Origin of the sequence: Chromatium okenii, from assembly GCF_002958735.1 — a bacterium.
Classification (GTDB): Bacteria; Pseudomonadota; Gammaproteobacteria; order Chromatiales; family Chromatiaceae; genus Chromatium; species Chromatium okenii_A.
This window is the reverse complement of record NZ_PPGH01000037.1, coordinates 720,624-736,071: the sequence shown is the minus strand read 5'-3', so window position 1 is coordinate 736,071 and position 15,448 is coordinate 720,624. Positions and strand designations below refer to the sequence as shown.

The following is a 15,448-nucleotide window of genomic DNA, read 5'->3' as shown; positions in this document are numbered from 1 at the left end:
CATCACGGCATGATTTAATCATGCACCGCAAGCGTCGTCATCGCAATACCAATCAACAGTGGATTTTTATAATGAACGAACAACAACGCCAGCAATTCTTTCTTCGTTTACAATCTGCAAATCCTGCGCCAATTACTGAATTGAGTTATCAAACGCCATTTGAATTGCTCATTGCGGTGATGCTGTCGGCGCAAGCAACCGATAAAAGTGTGAATAAAGCCACCACCAGTTTGTTTGTCATTGCGAATACACCTGCGGCAATACTTGCGCTCGGTGAAGAGCAATTGAAAGCGCATATTCGCACCATCGGTTTATTCAATACTAAAGCGCGTAACATTCTCAAAACTTGTGCGCTGCTGATTGCCGAACACAATGGCGCAGTACCGAACAATCGTCAATCACTGGAAGCCTTGCCCGGCGTTGGTCGCAAAACCGCTAATGTTATGTTGAATACGGCGTTTGGCGAGCCGACGATTGCGGTGGACACGCATATTTTTCGGGTTGCTAATCGTACCGGTCTTGCGCCGGGGAAAACACCGCTGGCGGTCGAACAGGCATTATTGCAGCAGGTTCCTGTTGAATTTCAAAAAGATGCGCATCATTGGTTAATTCTGCACGGACGCTATATTTGTGTTGCTCGCCGTCCACATTGTGCTCAATGTCCAGTTGCTGATCTATGCGAATTTCCTGATAAAACGTGAATTTAAATCGAATAGCGTGACGCTTAAAACTGTCAAAGATTGCGTGGTTGAAAAAAGTTGTCAGTTTTAGACGCAGTGTTTAATTGCCATTAATGATATTCAATCACTGCGTATCGGCAAGCCTTTACCGGGATTCAAAATGTTTGCGGGATCAAAACCCAGTTTAATTGCTGCCATTAACCGCAGCGCCACTGGATCAAGTTCGCGCTCCACGAATTCGCGTTTTTCTAAACCGACGCCGTGCTCACCAGACAGCGTACCGCCGAGCCGCAGCACCAGTGTAAATATCGCGTCCAAACACACGCTGGCTTGCGCAACTTCAGTCGTATTATCAGGATTAATCAATAGATTAACGTGAATGTTGCCGTTCCCAGCGTGACCGAAATTGACAATGCGGACGCCGGTTTCGTGCGCCAGCCGCTCCAGCCCGTCGATAAATTCGCCCATCCGCGACACCGGAACGACCACGTCTTCGTTGATTTTCTTCGGTGCAATGTGCCGCAGCGTCGGTGATAACGATTTACGAATTTTCCACAGCGCCGCGACTTCCGCTGCCGATTCCGCTCGCCGCAGTTCGCGCAATCCCGTCACGGTCGCAGCCGCACTCACCGCAGCAACCGCTGCGTCAATGCAGGCATGAGCGCCGTCTACTTCAATCATTAGCAATGCGCCGACGCCATTTGGTACGTCAAGTGGCGCGAAATGGCGCACCGTCGCCAGTGCCGCTGCGTCCATAAATTCAACGCGCAGGGCGTTACTGGCTGCGCCATGATTGCGGACACTGCGGCAGCGGCAGCGTGAATATCGACATAGCTGGCGCGAAGGTGCGCCGGGTTTCCGGCAGTGGCGTTAGTTTCAACTTCGCTTCGGTCAACAGCGCCAGCGTTCCTTCCGAACCAATCAGCAGCCGCGTTAAATCGTAACCAACCACGCCTTTCGTGGTTTGAACGCCGGTATGAAAAGCCTCGCCGCGTCCATCAATTGCCCGCAAACCCAGCGTGTTATCGCGGGGAGTGCCGTATTTCACGGCTCGCGGTCCAGCGGAGTTGTAGGCGAGATTACCGCCGATGGTGCAGGTTGCAGCACTGGTTGGATCGGGTGGCCAGAAAAATCCAGCGGTTCAATTGCTTGCTGCAACTGCGCATTCACCACCCCGGGTTGTACCACTGCCAGCCGATCTGCGGGCGCGAGGCGAATAATCTGCGTCATCCGCTCAAATGACAGCACGATGCCGCCTTGATCCGGCACGGTCGCGCCCGTTGTGCCTGTGCCGCGTCCGCGAGCAATCAACGGCGTTCCCGTTTCTGCGCACAGTCGCACCAGCGCAGCAATTTGCATTTCATCCGTGGCGAAAATCACCGCTTGCGGCAGCGCGTGACGGCGGCTGTTGTCGTAACCGTAAGCCCAGCAATCCGCGGGATCAGTGCACAGGCAGCCGTCACCGGCGATTTTGGTGAGGCTGGCGCGGAAGCCAGCGGAAAATGCGGGATGAGTGGATGTTGCTGCGGAATTCATTGCGGCGAGCTGAAGATTTGAGAAGCAGACAGATTAAGTGTGATCCGTTGGTTTTCCTAGCAATTGCGTTTAGCCCGCCGCGCTGCCGTCCAAATTTCAATCTTGTGATCACAAATTGGCATCATCAATCCAACTCAAACGATTGCGCTAAAACATTTCAAAAAGCGACTGGGCTGCCTTGCAATCCTTCAATCTCTTCAGCTAATTGCTGCGCTTCAAATTCTAAAATCGCAATCTCTTGTTGAATATCTTCAATTTGCTGCGCCGCAATTTCATCCAGAAAATCTGCGTTCATGCAACTGAGCTGATACAGCTCGTAATTGCTGGTGGTGCGTAATTGCGCCAATGCTTCGAGAGTGGCAAGAATGCGCATTTGCAAACTGTCGTAAAGTTTTTGCAGTTTTTGTAAATCTTTTTCTTCAGTAAAATCAAGACTTCCTCCGCCATGTTGTGCCAGAAATTCATTGGGATCGTTGGCGATTTCACGCAGCAATTGGATGTCACCGCTACTAAATATCTAACAAAATCTATACAAAATCGTACAAATCTAGCTTTGATATATTCACACCGTCAACGCAAAAGCCATGATGAAACTATGGTCTAACTTTGCTCTGGTGTGCATTTAAGGTCAGGCTGTAACGTGTCCAGACCGTATTGATTTAGATTGAGCGCGGCGTTTAAATCTCTATCCGCGCTAAATCCACACTCACAGGTAAAAGTTCGATCTGCAAGTGATAAATTTGTTTTAACTTTTCCACAACAGGAACATGTTTTACTGCTGGGAAAAAATCGATTTGCGACAACAACGACACAATTTCTCAATTTAGCCTTATATTCAATCATCTGCCGTAAATAACCAAAACCAGCATCGCTAATTGCACGACTGAGTTTTCGATTTTTTACCATGCCTTTGACGTTTAAATCTTCAATGGTAATCACGTCAAAAGTCTCAGTTAAATAGTCCGATATTTCATGCAATAAGGCTTGTCGTTGTCTGGTAATACGAAAATGAAGTTTTTGAATCTTGAGCTTGGCTTTCGCTCGACGGTTTGAATTCTTCACTTTCTTTGCTAAGTTGCGTTGAAGTTTTGCCAACTTTTTCAAACTGGCTTTCAACTTTTGATGTGCCGGAAACACTTTACCCGTGCTTAAAATGGCAAGTGCTTTGATACCAAAATCAACACCAATTGATGGTTGGCGATCAACATCGTGGGGATTGTAATCTTCTGTTTCAATTAAAATTGAAGCAAAATACTTTCCAGCTCGTTTAGAAATCGTGACTTGTTTTGCGATGCCTTGAAAACGTAACGGTTGACGCAGTTCAATTTTAGTTTTGAGTTTTTCAATTCGCAGTTGTCGCCCACTAACCGTGAACTTTGATGGTTCACGCAACGCAAAACTATCTTTAACATCTTTCTTTTTGAAGCGAGGAAAACCTGCTTTTTGTTTCGCTTTCACGCGCCTGAAAAAGTGCTTAAACGCGGTATCCAAATCATCAATTGCATTGCGGGTGACACGACTTGAAACTTCGTTGTACCACTCAAATTCTTTGCGAAGTACGTTGATATAATACTGATATGCTTCATTTTTTGACCACTTATTTTCTGGCTTTGAAAAATGAGCCAACAACTGATTATAGCAATGGCGTTTGGAGCCACAGGCTTTATCCAAGTACACCATCTGTTCAGGTGTGGGACGCAATTCAATTTTGTGTGCCAGTAACATTTTCGTCGGTTAATTCAGTAACGGCTTCGTTGAGTTTATCTAAAAATTGTTTGTTTTTGTGGCTTCGTGAGCCATAAAGTCTCGCGCTAAAAACGGTAATAATTTCTAACACATCTTTTGCGAGTTCTTCTTCAAAGCGGGGTTGTTCGCCCTTATGAATAATAATGATTTCAATGCCTTGTGCTTCACATAATGCAAATACCAACTCTGCACCAAAACGCAATAATCGGTCTTTATGCGTAATCACCAGCCGTTTAATGCTTTTTTTAAAATCATTTCCAGCAATTTGAGCTTTTTTGCGGTAATTCATACCTGAACCTAAATCCGCTATCACTTCGGTTCGCCAACCTTTCGCCGCGCAATACGCTTCGAGCATATCTTGTTGTCGTTGCAAATCTTCTTTTTGGTCGTGACTTGAAACGCGAGCGTAACACACCGTCGGGGCATCGATTTCACCTACTTTCATCAATTCGGCAACGCTGTAGTAACGTGTTCCACCTTGCGTTTTTCGCGTTGGGACTAATTCGCCCGACGCTTCCCATCGACGCAATGTATTTACACACGTTCCCAAAATTTTTGCCGCTTCACCTATTTTTACTAATTTCTTTTCCATAAGTGTAGATTTTAGTAGATATGTATAGATTATTGCAAGCTGTTACTTACCCGCCCGCGCCACCGCCCAAATTTCAATTTCCGCCACTCCCGCCAGCGCCAGCACCCGACTCAATTCGCTCACCGTCGTGGCGGTCGTCATCACGTCATCAATCAGCGCCACCCGCGACCACTGCGGCGGCCGCGTCAGCGCAAAGGCTCCGCGCAAATTATGCCGCCGTGCTCGCGCCGACAATTCCGTTTGCGGCGTGGTCGCCAGCACCCGCGCACAGCTTTGATAATCCACCGAAATCTGCAACTCGCGCCCCACCACGCGGGCGATTTCGAGCGATTGGTTATAACCGCGCTCGCGCAATCGCTGCGGATGCAGCGGCACCGGAATCAACACCTCCGGCAGCGGCGGCGCTGCGGCAATAACGCGCTCGGCGAGGCATTGACCGAGCAGGCGAGCAACATTCAGTTTTCCTTCAAATTTCGCACTGATCATCAAAAACGGCACTGCGCCCTGATAACGAAATGTAGTGATGGTGCGCGTGAATGGCGGCGGCTGGCGCTGGCAGCGACGGCACAGCGTGTCCGGTGGTTTCGTGGTGCTAAACGGTTGGGCGCAGCGCCAGCAAGCGTGGCGATTGTGCGGTAATTCGGCGGCGCAGCCTGCGCACAGATCGCGGTCGCCAACTCCCGCTGCGCCGCACAAAATGCAGGTGGCGGGAAATAATGTGGATTTCAGCGCAGAAATGCCGATTAAACGCATTGCGAAAATTCAGTTAACAGTGGACAAGTGCTTGCCAAAGTGTAGATTTCACTAACAAATGACAACTGATAACTTCATCCTATGACCGCTGTTATTCGCCACGATTGGATCCTCGACGAAATCACCGCTTTATTGGATTTGCCCTTGACCGATGTCTTGTTTCGCGCTCAGACCATTCATCGCGCCAATTTTGACCCGAATCAAATCAAAATCAGCACCTTGCTGAGTATTAAAACCGGCGCTTGCGCAGAAGATTGCAGCTATTGCGCCCAAAGTGCCAAGCACCAAACCACGTTGGAAGCGAACGGTTGCTGGCGCTAGAGGCAGTGCTGACTGCGGCCGTGCTGCCCGCGAACAGGGTGCAACGCGGTTTTGCATGGGCGCAGCGTGGCGTAATCCAACCGACACCAATTTGGAACAAGTGATTGCGATGATTGAAGGCGTGCACGCGCTGGGCATGGAAACCTGCGTCACGCTGGGAATGCTCACCACCGCGCAGGCGCAGCGGTTGAAGGACGCAGGGCTGGATTATTACAACCACAATCTCGACACCTCGCCGGAGTTTTACGGTCAGATCATCACCACCCGCACTTTTCAAGATCGGCTCGATACGCTGGAGCGACTGCGCAAAGTCGGTTTGAAAACGTGCAGCGGCGGCATTCTCGGCATGGGCGAATCCCGCCGCGACCGCGCTTCAATGCTGCGCCAACTCACCAATTTGCCCGCGCATCCAGAATCAGTGCCAATCAATTTATTGGTGCAAATTGAAGGAACGCCACTATTTGGACAGATGCCGCTTGATCCATTTGAATTGGTGCGCGTAGTCGCAGCAACGCGCATTTTAATGCCGCTATCGGATATTCGTTTATCTGCCGGGCGCAGTGAAATGAGTGATGAATTGCAGGCACTGTGTTTTCTGGCAGGAGCCAATTCCATTTTCTATGGAGAAAATCTATTAACTGCGCCGAATGCTGCGGCGAATCGTGACCGCGAATTATTTACGCGGTTGGGTTTAACATTTGAAACAGTCGCTGCGGAACGCGAAGAACCGGGCGGCTGTCATCGGAGTAAACACGTCCATGATTAAACGGATCGCCATTGAACAGCTTAAGATCGGTATGTATATCCATGATCTGAATTGTGATTGGCTTGATCATAGTTTTATGCGCACGCGTTTTTTAGTGAAAAACGCGAAGCATTTAGAAAAGATTCAACAGCTCGGAATGCACGATCTTTACATTGATACCGAAAAAGGTCTCGATGTGTCCTCTGCGCCGACTGCCGCCCAAGTGGAAAGTGAAATTGAACAAGATTTAACGCATATTGCAGCGACACCAGATATTCCTCATCCGGTGGTATTAACCGCAGAACGCGGACAAGCACGGCGTATTCATCAAGAAGCCATTGGCGTAGTGAAAACATTGATGGAAGATGTGCGGCTCGGACAACAAATTGATTTAGAACATGTCAATCCGGTTGTCACCAAAATGGTTGGTTCCATTTTCCGCAATCAAGATGCGTTATTGGCGCTCACGCGCATTCGCCAAGTGGGACGCTATACATTTGAGCATTCAGTGAATGTCGCAGTGCTCATGGTGTCTTTTGCACGAACAATGGGATTAGAGCAAACATTAATTCACAACATCGGTCTCGGCGCATTATTACATGACATTGGAAAAACGCTGGTTCCACCGGAAATTCTGAATAAACCCGGCGCATTAACGGATGATGAATTTGTCGTCATGCGCGGTCATGTCGTGCACACCCAGAATCTGCTCACGGTTGTTCCCGGTATTCCGCATATTGCACTATCAGTCGCTGCCGAACATCACGAACGTATTGATGGTAATGGTTATCCTTATCACAAAGCTGGCGACGATATTTCATTATACGGGCAAATGGCATCAATCGCTGATGTGTATGACGCGCTGACGACCGATCGGGTCTATCACAAAGCAATGGAACCGCATCAGGCGCTGCGCAAGTTATTGGAATGGAGTAATCATCATTTTGATTCTGCGCTGGTGCAGCATTTCATTCGTTGCGTGGGCATTTATCCGATTGGAACGCTGGTGCGTTTGAATAGCGGACGGCTGGGCGTGGTGGTCGAAAATGGTCGTCAAGGCTTGCGCCAGCCAGTGGTGCGTGTGGTGATGGATGTCAAACGCCGCATCTTTTTAACTGCAAAAGATGTGGATTTATCTTGTTTACCGATTGATTCCGATGAACGCATTATCGGCACTGAATCACCAGCGCAATGGGATATAGATCCAATAAAAGTAATGATGCTGGCTTAATAAAGTTGGCAGTAACAGCACTGTTTTTGCTGACAACTGCCAACTGACAACTTTTTACACATTCAACGCCGCAAGCAATGCGGCATTTTCTTTTGGTGAACCCACAGTTAAACGCAAACAATCTTGTAGCAGCGGATGTGCGCCATGCAGATTTTTAATCAAAATGCCTCGCGCTTTTAATTCAGCAAAAATGCGTTCAGCTTGTTCGGGTGGCGTTCGCACCAAAATAAAATTGGCTTCACTGGGATAAACGTGTAACGCAGTCAAACTGCTTAATGCGCTAAATAAATGACTGCGTTCTAGCCGAATCGCTTGGGTTTGCGCATCAAATACCGTTTTATGCTGTAACGCAAAGGTCGCAGAAAGCTGCGTTAATACGTTGATGTTATACGGTAAGCGCACCTTGTCGATTTCATTTAACCATTCCGGCGCTCCGATTAAATAACCCAGCCGCAAGCCCGCTAATCCCATTTTCGATACAGTGCGCATCACCAATAAATTCGGCCATTTACCGAGTAAACCGAGAAAGCTCGCATCAGTAAATGGCGAATAGGCTTCATCGACGATGACCAAGCCCGGCGCTGCTTCAATAATCCGCACCATATCTTCTGCATTAAAAAGATTGCCGGTCGGATTATTCGGATAAGCGAGATAAATCAATGCTGGCTGAGTGCGTTCAATTGCTTCTAATACGGCGAGAACATCAATTGAAAAATCTTCGGCATGGAGCGGAACGCCGACGTAATTTATGCCAGCAAATAATCCGATCATGCGATACATCACGAAACTCGGTTCAACCGATAAAATCGTCCGCCCCGGTGCGGAAACCGCCAGCGCCAGCATTTGAATCAATTCATCCGAGCCATTGCCCAGCAATAACGCCATGTCATGCGGAATGCCCATTGCTTCGCGCAATTGATGTTGCAATTGCGAGCAGTGGGATCGGGATAACGATTTAATTCTGCGCTGCGCAATTGTTCGCGCCATTCTGCTGCCAGCGTTTCTGGCAATGAATACGGATTTTCCATTGCGTCCAATTTAATCAATCCGCTGGCTTCGGGAATGTGATAAGCATTCAGAGCGCGGATTTCGGGGCGAATTAACCGTTCAATTAAATTGTTCACGCGGCATCTCCGCGATATTCAGCCGAACGCGCATGGCAGTTAAACCTTCGCCTCGCGCCAGCACCGATGCCGTTTTAGACAATTCAGCCGCGCCAGCAGCAGACGCCATGATCAAACTGGAGCGTTTTTGGAAATCGTAGACGCCGAGCGGTGAGGAAAATCGCGCCGTTCGTGAAGTCGGTAAAACGTGATTCGGTCCAGCGCAATAATCGCCGAGCGCCTCGGCGGTATAACGTCCCATGAAGATCGCGCCGGCGTGACGCAGTCGCGTGACCACTGTTTCTGGGTCGGCAATCGACAGTTCCAGATGTTCCGGCGCGATTTGGTTGGCGACGGCAATCGCGTCGTCAAGATCGCGCACCTGAATCAGTGCGCCGCGCAATCGCAACGCATTGGCGATGATTGGCTGGCGCTCCATGGTCGGCAGCAGGCGTTCAATACTCGCGGCGACCTGCGTCAAAAAGTCGTCGTTCCAACTCACCAAAATCGCCTGCGCGTCCTCGTCGTGCTCGGCCTGCGAAAACAAATCCATCGCAATCCAATCGGGATCGGTCGCGCCGTCACAAATCACCAGAATTTCCGAAGGTCCGGCGATCATGTCGATGCCAACTTGCCCGTAAACAGCGCGTTTCGCCGTGGCGACGTAGATATTGCCGGGACCGACAATTTTATCTACGCCGGGAATGGTCGCCGTGCCATACGCCAGCGCCGCCACTGCCTGCGCTCCACCAATCGCAAAAGCACGATCAACGCCCGCGATGTGCGCGGCAGCCAGCACCAATTCGTTCAATTCGCCATCCGGCGTGGGCACAACCATGATGAGTTCACCCACGCCAGCAACTTTGGCGGGAATCGCATTCATCAGCACCGACGACGGATAAGCCGCTTTGCCGCCGGGCACATACAACCCAGCACGATCTAACGGCGTGATCTGTTGCCCGAGCAGCGTTCCGTCTGCTTCGCAGTAGCTCCAACTTTCCAATTTTTGGCGCTCGGCATAGGCGCGAATGCGCTCGGCGGACAGTTCCAACGCAGCACGTTGCGCAGCCGGCAGTGTGTTCCATGCCTGTTCCAGTCGGGCGCGAGGTAATTCCAAATCAGCCGCGCTGGCTGGTGTCCAGCGATCAAAACGGGCGGTGAATTCCAATAGTGCTGCGTCACCACGAGCGCGAATGTCACGAATGATCTCAGCAACGGTGCTTTGCACGCGATCATCAGAAACCGAATCCCATGCCAGTAACGCATTGAGCTGGGGCTGAAAATCGGCGTCGGAAGTAGATAAACAATGGATATCAATCACGGTGAATGACTCGAAAAATGAGGAGAGAAAGTAAGTTGTCGGTTGCCAGTTTTCAGTTGTCAATCACCATCTTGTTTGCTGCCAACAACTCAACGTTGATTGTTTATTCTCAACGATATTGCAGTATTTGCGCAGTTAAATAGACAAATAATTGATTTATTTGGCAATAACCGTCGCATTTCTTGCTGACAACTGCCAACTGACAACCGATCACTTGTTTCAGCTACGCAACGCCTAATCGCTTATAAACATCTGATTTTATAATTTTTTATTGGCGCGTTTTTCGCTTTAGATTTCCTGATAAATGCCGTTAGAGAAATCAACGGCACCACCTCTTCGCCTTTGCGGGCGCTCGTTTTCATCAGGATGCTGACATGGCTTCTTCCATTATTTCCACCATGAGTCTTACCAAAATCGCTGCGTTGACGACCAAGCAAATCGCTGGTTTTCAAACCGCAGATGTCGCGGCGTTATCGACAGCGCAGATCGTGGCAATGAGTCCCGAACAACTGGCTGCGATCAGCACCAAAAACGTCGCAGTGCTCACTTCGGTGCAATTGGGCGCAATGCTCACTGAAGACATCGCGGCGTTGACCACGTTGCAAATCGGGGCGTTTTCCTCGGCAGCGATGGCAGGTTTAACGCCTGAACAAGTTATTGCGTTGAGCACCGCGCAGGTGACATCGCTCACCTCGAAACAGATTCCGGGTTTAAGCACGGTTGCGGTTCAATCTCTGACGCCAGATCAAGTTGTGGCGCTGACGACGGCTGCTGTCACAGGGTTGAGTGGCTCTCAGGTTGGCGCACTAGAAGTAGCTGATATTGCCGTGTTGTCTACCGCGCAATTTGCCGCGTTGTCATCAAAGGCATTGTTAGGGTTGCAAGTCGATGACGTTCCCGTCTTAACCTCGGCGCAATTGATCGGATTAAGCGTCAAACAGATTCCCGGTTTAAGTGCGGAAATCATCACGGCGATGAGTCCTGAGCAAATTGGGGTGTTCAGCACTGCGGCGCTGGGCGGCATTAACGCTACCCAATTACTCGCCCTCGAAACAGCAGATATTGCGGTACTCACGCCCGATCAATTTGCCGCGCTGCCGTCTAAGGCGCTGCCGGGATTGCAAACGGAAGACACCGCGGCATTGACGGTCGAACAGATTGCCGTGCTGTCCGCAAAACAAATTCCAGGTTTGATGCCAGCCAGTATTGGCGCATTAACACCTGAACAAACCGCAGCGTTGTCTACTGCCGCATTGGCGGCGCTCAGTTCTACCAATTAGCCGCATTTGATAGCACTGACATTGCTGCGTTGACACCAGAGCAATTTGCGGCGTTATCGGCAAAAGCGTTACTGGGACTGGAAACTGCTGATGTGTCGGCGCTCACGGTTGAGCAACTGGCTGCGTTGAGCGTCAAACAGGTGACGGGTTTGCCAACTGCTGACATTGCATTGCTGACTTCAGCGCAGATTGCTGCCTTGCCAGCCGCAACTTTCGCGGCGCTGACTTCGGCGCAGATTCCGGCGATTGCGCTTGACGTAATCCCGACACTGGCAACGGCGCAGATTGCGGCAATTACTGCCAAACAGGTTCCGGGGCTGATGTTTGTGGCGTTACAAGCCATGACTCCAGAGCAGATTGCGGCGTTGTCTACGGCAGCGATGTCGGCGTTCAATTTGACGCAACTCGGCGCTTTGGAAACGACAGACATCGCGGCGCTAACTTCGGCGCAATTTGCGGCGCTGCCATCAAAGGCGTTGCCCGGCTTGACGATTGACGACGTTCCGGCGCTAACGACCGAACAATTGGCTGCGTTTACTGCCAAACAGGTGCCCGGGCTGGCTACCGAAACCATTGCGGCGTTATCTGTCGAGCAGGCTGGCGCATTTACTGATGCAGCAGTTGCGGCAATGAGTGCGGCACAGCTCACAGCATTGGAATTGACCAATGTACAAACAATGAGCGTGGAGCATTTTGCGGCGCTGTCATCGAAGGCATTGGTGGGTTTAGAAACTGAAGACATCGCGGTGTTATCCGCAGCGCAAATCGCGGTGTTATCGGCGAAGCAAGTGCCGGGTTTGGAAACGGCAGACATCGCGGTGCTGAGTTCGGCGCAATTCCCCGCGTTGAGCAGTGCTGCCTTTGCTGCGTTGAGCACCGCACAGATTGCGGCGATTGCCGTCGAAGTCATTCCGAGTATCACCACTGCGCAAATTGCCGCGTTGACCGCCAAGCAAGTGCCCGGAATGACTACCATCGAAATCAACGCGCTGACCGCAGATCAGCTTGTGGCGCTATCGACTGGCGCATTGAGTGGATTGAGTTCGTTGCAAATTGCGGCATTTGATACTGCCGACATCAGCACGTTAACGCCGGTGCAAATTGCGGCGTTGTCATCGAAAGCTCTGCCGGGCTTGGAATTGGATGATATGGCGGTGTTAACGCCCGCGCAGATTGCGGCGTTGACGGCAAAGCAAGTGGTGGGGCTGGCAACTGACGATTTGGCGGCACTGCTGTCAACGCAGATCAATGCGTTAACGACCGATGCGTTTCCGGCGTTGACCAGCGCCCAGATTGCGGCGCTGCCGGTTGACATCGTGACGACGCTCGGTTCTGAGCAAATCTCGGCGCTGACCGCGAAACAGGTCGCCGGATTGACGACGGCTCAAGTGATTGCGTTGTTGCCCGAACAAATCACCGCATTGTCCACCGCTGCGATTGCGGCGTTGAATTCGGCACAAGTTGCCGCACTCGAAACCACTGATTTTCCCGCACTGTCCGCCCTGCAAATTGCGGCGCTGTCATCAAAAGCATTGCCGGGGCTGGCGCTCGAAGATATTCCCATCATCAGCCCGCTACAGATTGCCGCACTCACGGCGAAACAAATTCCGGGACTCACCACTGCGAATACGGAAGCTCTGAGCGCCGAGCAAGTTGGATCGTTGTCTATTGCTGCGCTGGCAGTGCTGAGTTCGGCGCAATTAGCCACGCTTGACACCGCCGACATCGCTGCGTTGTCGCCAACCCAGTTTGCGGTGTTGACGTCAAAGGCGTTGCCGGGGCTGGCGCTTGATGGTGTTGCAGCGTTAAGCGTTGAGCAATTAACGGCGATGACTGCGAAACAACTCCCCGGATTATCGACTGAGGCGCTGACGGCGATGACGCCAGAACAGGTTGCGGCTTTGTCGTCAGATGCACTGACTGCGTTGACCTCTGCGCAATTAACCGCGTTGGAGCCAGCAGATGTCATTGCGTTGAGTACGGCACAGATTGCCGCGCTGTCCGCAAAAACGCTGCCGGGCTTTGAAGTTGCTGATATTGCGGTATTAACTGGCGAGCAATTGGCGGCGCTGTCTGCCAAACAGATTGTTGGGCTGGCAACCGATGACCTCGCGGCGTTGAGTTCAGCGCAAATCACCAGCTTGACCAGTACTGCGTTTGCGGCGTTGACCACGGCGCAGATTCCCGCAATTGCCCTCGACGCGCTGCCCGGCTTAACCGCGCTACAACTTGCAGCGATGACCTGTGCCGCGACGCAAAGTTTTCTGCCAACGCAGGTTGACGTGCTCTCTGACGAACAGTTTGCATCGTTGAATTTCGCCACACCGCTGGCGTTAGATTTAGGTGGCGACGGACTACAAACCACGCCAGCAAATCACGGTGTCATCTTTGATTTATATGGCATTGGTCATCCGGCGCAGGTCGGCTGGATTGCGCCGAGCGATGCGCTGTTAGTCATGGATCGCAACGGCAACGGCTTGATTGATGACGGGCGCGAATTGTTCGGCAGCGGCACTCAGCTAGAAAATGGTTCACGCGCCGCTAATGGTTTTGTCGCGCTGGCCGAAACAGACTCCAACGGCGATGGTTTTGTGGATGCGCTGGATGCTGCGTTTGCGGAATTGCAGATTTGGCGCGACTTGAATCAAGACGGAATCAGCGATGTCGGTGAATTGACGTTTGCGTCATTAACAATTGCGCAGTTTGATTTAAATGCCAGCGCAGTTGAGATTATTGATCACGGCAATGTCATTGGATTGACTTCAGTATATGACACGCTTGATGGCAATACGCATTTATTAGCGGATGTGTGGCTGGCGGGAATTGTGACTACCAGCAATTTAGATGCGGGAATTGGTTGAGACTGCGTTGGTTGAGTTGGCGTGGGTCAACTCAACTGACAAAAATAAAGGATTGAAAATGCCAGTCATTTCCTAATTTTTTGGAATATATGTGCGTATGTATTTTGACGAGCACAATCCGCCACATTTTCATGTTGAATACCAAGGTCAATAAGCACTTGTGGCGATTGAAACCGGAGAGCTCATCAACGGACGATTGCCGCGTAAAGCGATACGATTGATTCGTGAATGGACGCTAGAACACCAGACGGAACTCAGTACAAATTGGGAAAGGGCGATTGCACTACTGCCACTTGAACAAATTTCTGGAGCAGACAATGATTAAAATTCGGTGCGCAACGGTACTCAATGACCATTGTATTCGTCTTGAATTTTCAGATGGAAGTCTGGGAGATTTTGATTGTCGTGAATTGATTGCGCGTGATACCGAGATGGTGCGACCGTTATCTGATCCAACTTTTTTTAGCCAGTGCTTTTTAGAACTGGGTGCGTTGTGTTGGCGAAATGGATTTGCGCTGAGTGCAGGTAGTTTGCAACAAAAATTGGCGCAGCAAGGTCAATTGCAATATACAGAAGCGGCGTAAATATGAGACTGCTATGTTGATTGATGTCATTGCCGTTTGTCCGCGTCCTAATTTCCAACTTGATTTGGAATTTAAGAATGGTGAACAGCGCCGTTTTGATATGCGCCCGCTGTTAAAAATAACACCTTGGAATCGTATCGCTTCGCCAGCTATTTTCGAGCGCGTATCTATTGATTATGGCATCGTTGTTTGACCTGGAAACATTGATATTGCACCTGAAACCATTTATGACAATTCAGTGCTTATCGAGGAGCAAATAAAATTAACGCTTTGATTAAACAGCAAGATGTGTTGACAGTTTTAGAAGAAACGGCGCAAGCCCTAAAAGCATCTGCTGAAGCTGTTAATGGCTCAACTGAATATGATAACGGGCGGTTGCTGGGCTATTACGAAGCATTATCAACCTTGTTATCACAGTGTGCGGTGATGGGAATAACGCCTGCTGATTTACATTTGGGAGAGGACTTTTTTCCAGAATCGTTGCTTAACGCGCACCACCCAATTTAGATAACATACTTGTAGTTGACAAAACTCAAATACTTCCGACAGGATTAAGCATATTTTGCCAACGTGACCTAAACGATTATTGTATTTTTTATCAGGCTTGCGCGTTGCCCGTAGTTTGCGCCAACAATTAGCGTAACAGAGGGCAAGTTTCAGTAGGTAAAAGTAGCTTAAAAATGCGTTATCTGTCA

At 50.2% G+C, this 15,448-nt stretch carries 11 protein-coding genes and 5 pseudogenes; 9 read left to right on the top strand and 7 right to left on the bottom strand.

The features are described 5' to 3' along the window. Positions 1-71 precede the first annotated feature (71 nt). Complete coding sequence (gene nth, locus CXB77_RS15355; RefSeq protein WP_105074783.1) at positions 72-701, top strand: endonuclease III; 630 nt, start codon at positions 72-74, stop codon at positions 699-701. A gap of 99 nt (positions 702-800) precedes the next feature. On the opposite strand, the pseudogene CXB77_RS15350 reads toward nth, so the two are convergent. The 5 genes and pseudogenes from CXB77_RS15350 to CXB77_RS15330 form a co-directional block, all read right to left on the bottom strand. Beyond that, a pseudogene (locus CXB77_RS15350) lies at positions 801-2,216 on the bottom strand (FAD-binding oxidoreductase). Positions 2,217-2,373: 157 nt separating this feature from the next. After that, complete coding sequence (locus CXB77_RS15345) at positions 2,374-2,709, bottom strand: hypothetical protein (protein ID WP_105074555.1); 336 nt, start codon at positions 2,707-2,709, stop codon at positions 2,374-2,376. A 107-nt stretch (positions 2,710-2,816) separates the two neighbouring features. Then, positions 2,817-3,941 (bottom strand): RNA-guided endonuclease InsQ/TnpB family protein, encoded by a 1,125-nt coding sequence (locus tag CXB77_RS15340; RefSeq protein WP_105074554.1) that lies wholly within the window; start codon positions 3,939-3,941, stop codon positions 2,817-2,819. Then, entirely contained in the window at positions 3,919-4,554 is a 636-nt protein-coding gene (locus CXB77_RS15335; RefSeq protein WP_105074553.1) for an IS607 family transposase, read from the bottom strand. The genes CXB77_RS15340 and CXB77_RS15335 overlap by 23 nt, the downstream gene beginning before the upstream one ends. Positions 4,555-4,596: 42 nt before the next feature. Beyond that, positions 4,597-5,307: a ComF family protein gene (locus tag CXB77_RS15330; protein ID WP_105074552.1), complete on the bottom strand. Its 711-nt coding sequence runs from the start codon at positions 5,305-5,307 to the stop codon at positions 4,597-4,599. Between the two features lie 81 nt (positions 5,308-5,388). Here CXB77_RS15330 and bioB point away from each other — a divergent pair. Both bioB and CXB77_RS15320 read left to right on the top strand, forming a co-directional pair. Then, positions 5,389-6,394, top strand: a pseudogene (gene bioB, locus CXB77_RS15325) (biotin synthase BioB). Further along, entirely contained in the window at positions 6,387-7,604 is a 1,218-nt protein-coding gene (locus CXB77_RS15320) for an HD-GYP domain-containing protein (RefSeq protein ID WP_105074551.1), read from the top strand. The pseudogene bioB and the gene CXB77_RS15320 overlap by 8 nt, the downstream one beginning before the upstream one ends. Positions 7,605-7,658: 54 nt before the next feature. On the opposite strand, the pseudogene hisC reads toward CXB77_RS15320, so the two are convergent. Further along, positions 7,659-8,728: pseudogene (hisC, locus tag CXB77_RS15315) on the bottom strand (histidinol-phosphate transaminase). Next, positions 8,725-10,028: pseudogene (gene hisD / locus CXB77_RS15310) on the bottom strand (histidinol dehydrogenase). The pseudogenes hisC and hisD overlap by 4 nt, the downstream one beginning before the upstream one ends. A gap of 374 nt (positions 10,029-10,402) precedes the next feature. On the opposite strand from hisD, the gene CXB77_RS15305 reads away from it, so the two are divergent. The 6 genes and pseudogenes from CXB77_RS15305 (at position 10,403) to CXB77_RS15280 (ending at position 15,260) form a co-directional block, all read left to right on the top strand. Continuing rightward, a complete protein-coding gene (locus CXB77_RS15305) occupies positions 10,403-11,308 on the top strand; it encodes a hypothetical protein (RefSeq protein ID WP_105074550.1) in 906 nt (301 codons plus the stop codon). 29 nt (positions 11,309-11,337) lie between these two features. Beyond that, positions 11,338-14,169 carry a hypothetical protein gene (locus tag CXB77_RS15300; protein WP_105074549.1) on the top strand — a complete coding sequence of 944 codons (2,832 nt, stop codon included), beginning with the start codon at positions 11,338-11,340 and terminating at the stop codon, positions 14,167-14,169. Positions 14,170-14,260: 91 nt separating this feature from the next. Next, a pseudogene (locus CXB77_RS15295) lies at positions 14,261-14,494 on the top strand (DUF4160 domain-containing protein). Further along, positions 14,487-14,753, top strand: coding sequence for a DUF2442 domain-containing protein (locus CXB77_RS15290; RefSeq protein ID WP_105074548.1), 267 nt, complete (start codon positions 14,487-14,489; stop codon positions 14,751-14,753). The pseudogene CXB77_RS15295 and the gene CXB77_RS15290 overlap by 8 nt, the downstream one beginning before the upstream one ends. 13 nt (positions 14,754-14,766) lie before the next feature. Beyond that, positions 14,767-14,946 (top strand): DUF2442 domain-containing protein, encoded by a 180-nt coding sequence (locus CXB77_RS15285; RefSeq protein WP_105074547.1) that lies wholly within the window; start codon positions 14,767-14,769, stop codon positions 14,944-14,946. Positions 14,947-15,023: 77 nt separating this feature from the next. Then, complete coding sequence (locus tag CXB77_RS15280) at positions 15,024-15,260, top strand: hypothetical protein (protein ID WP_105074546.1); 237 nt, start codon at positions 15,024-15,026, stop codon at positions 15,258-15,260. Positions 15,261-15,448 lie beyond the last annotated feature (188 nt).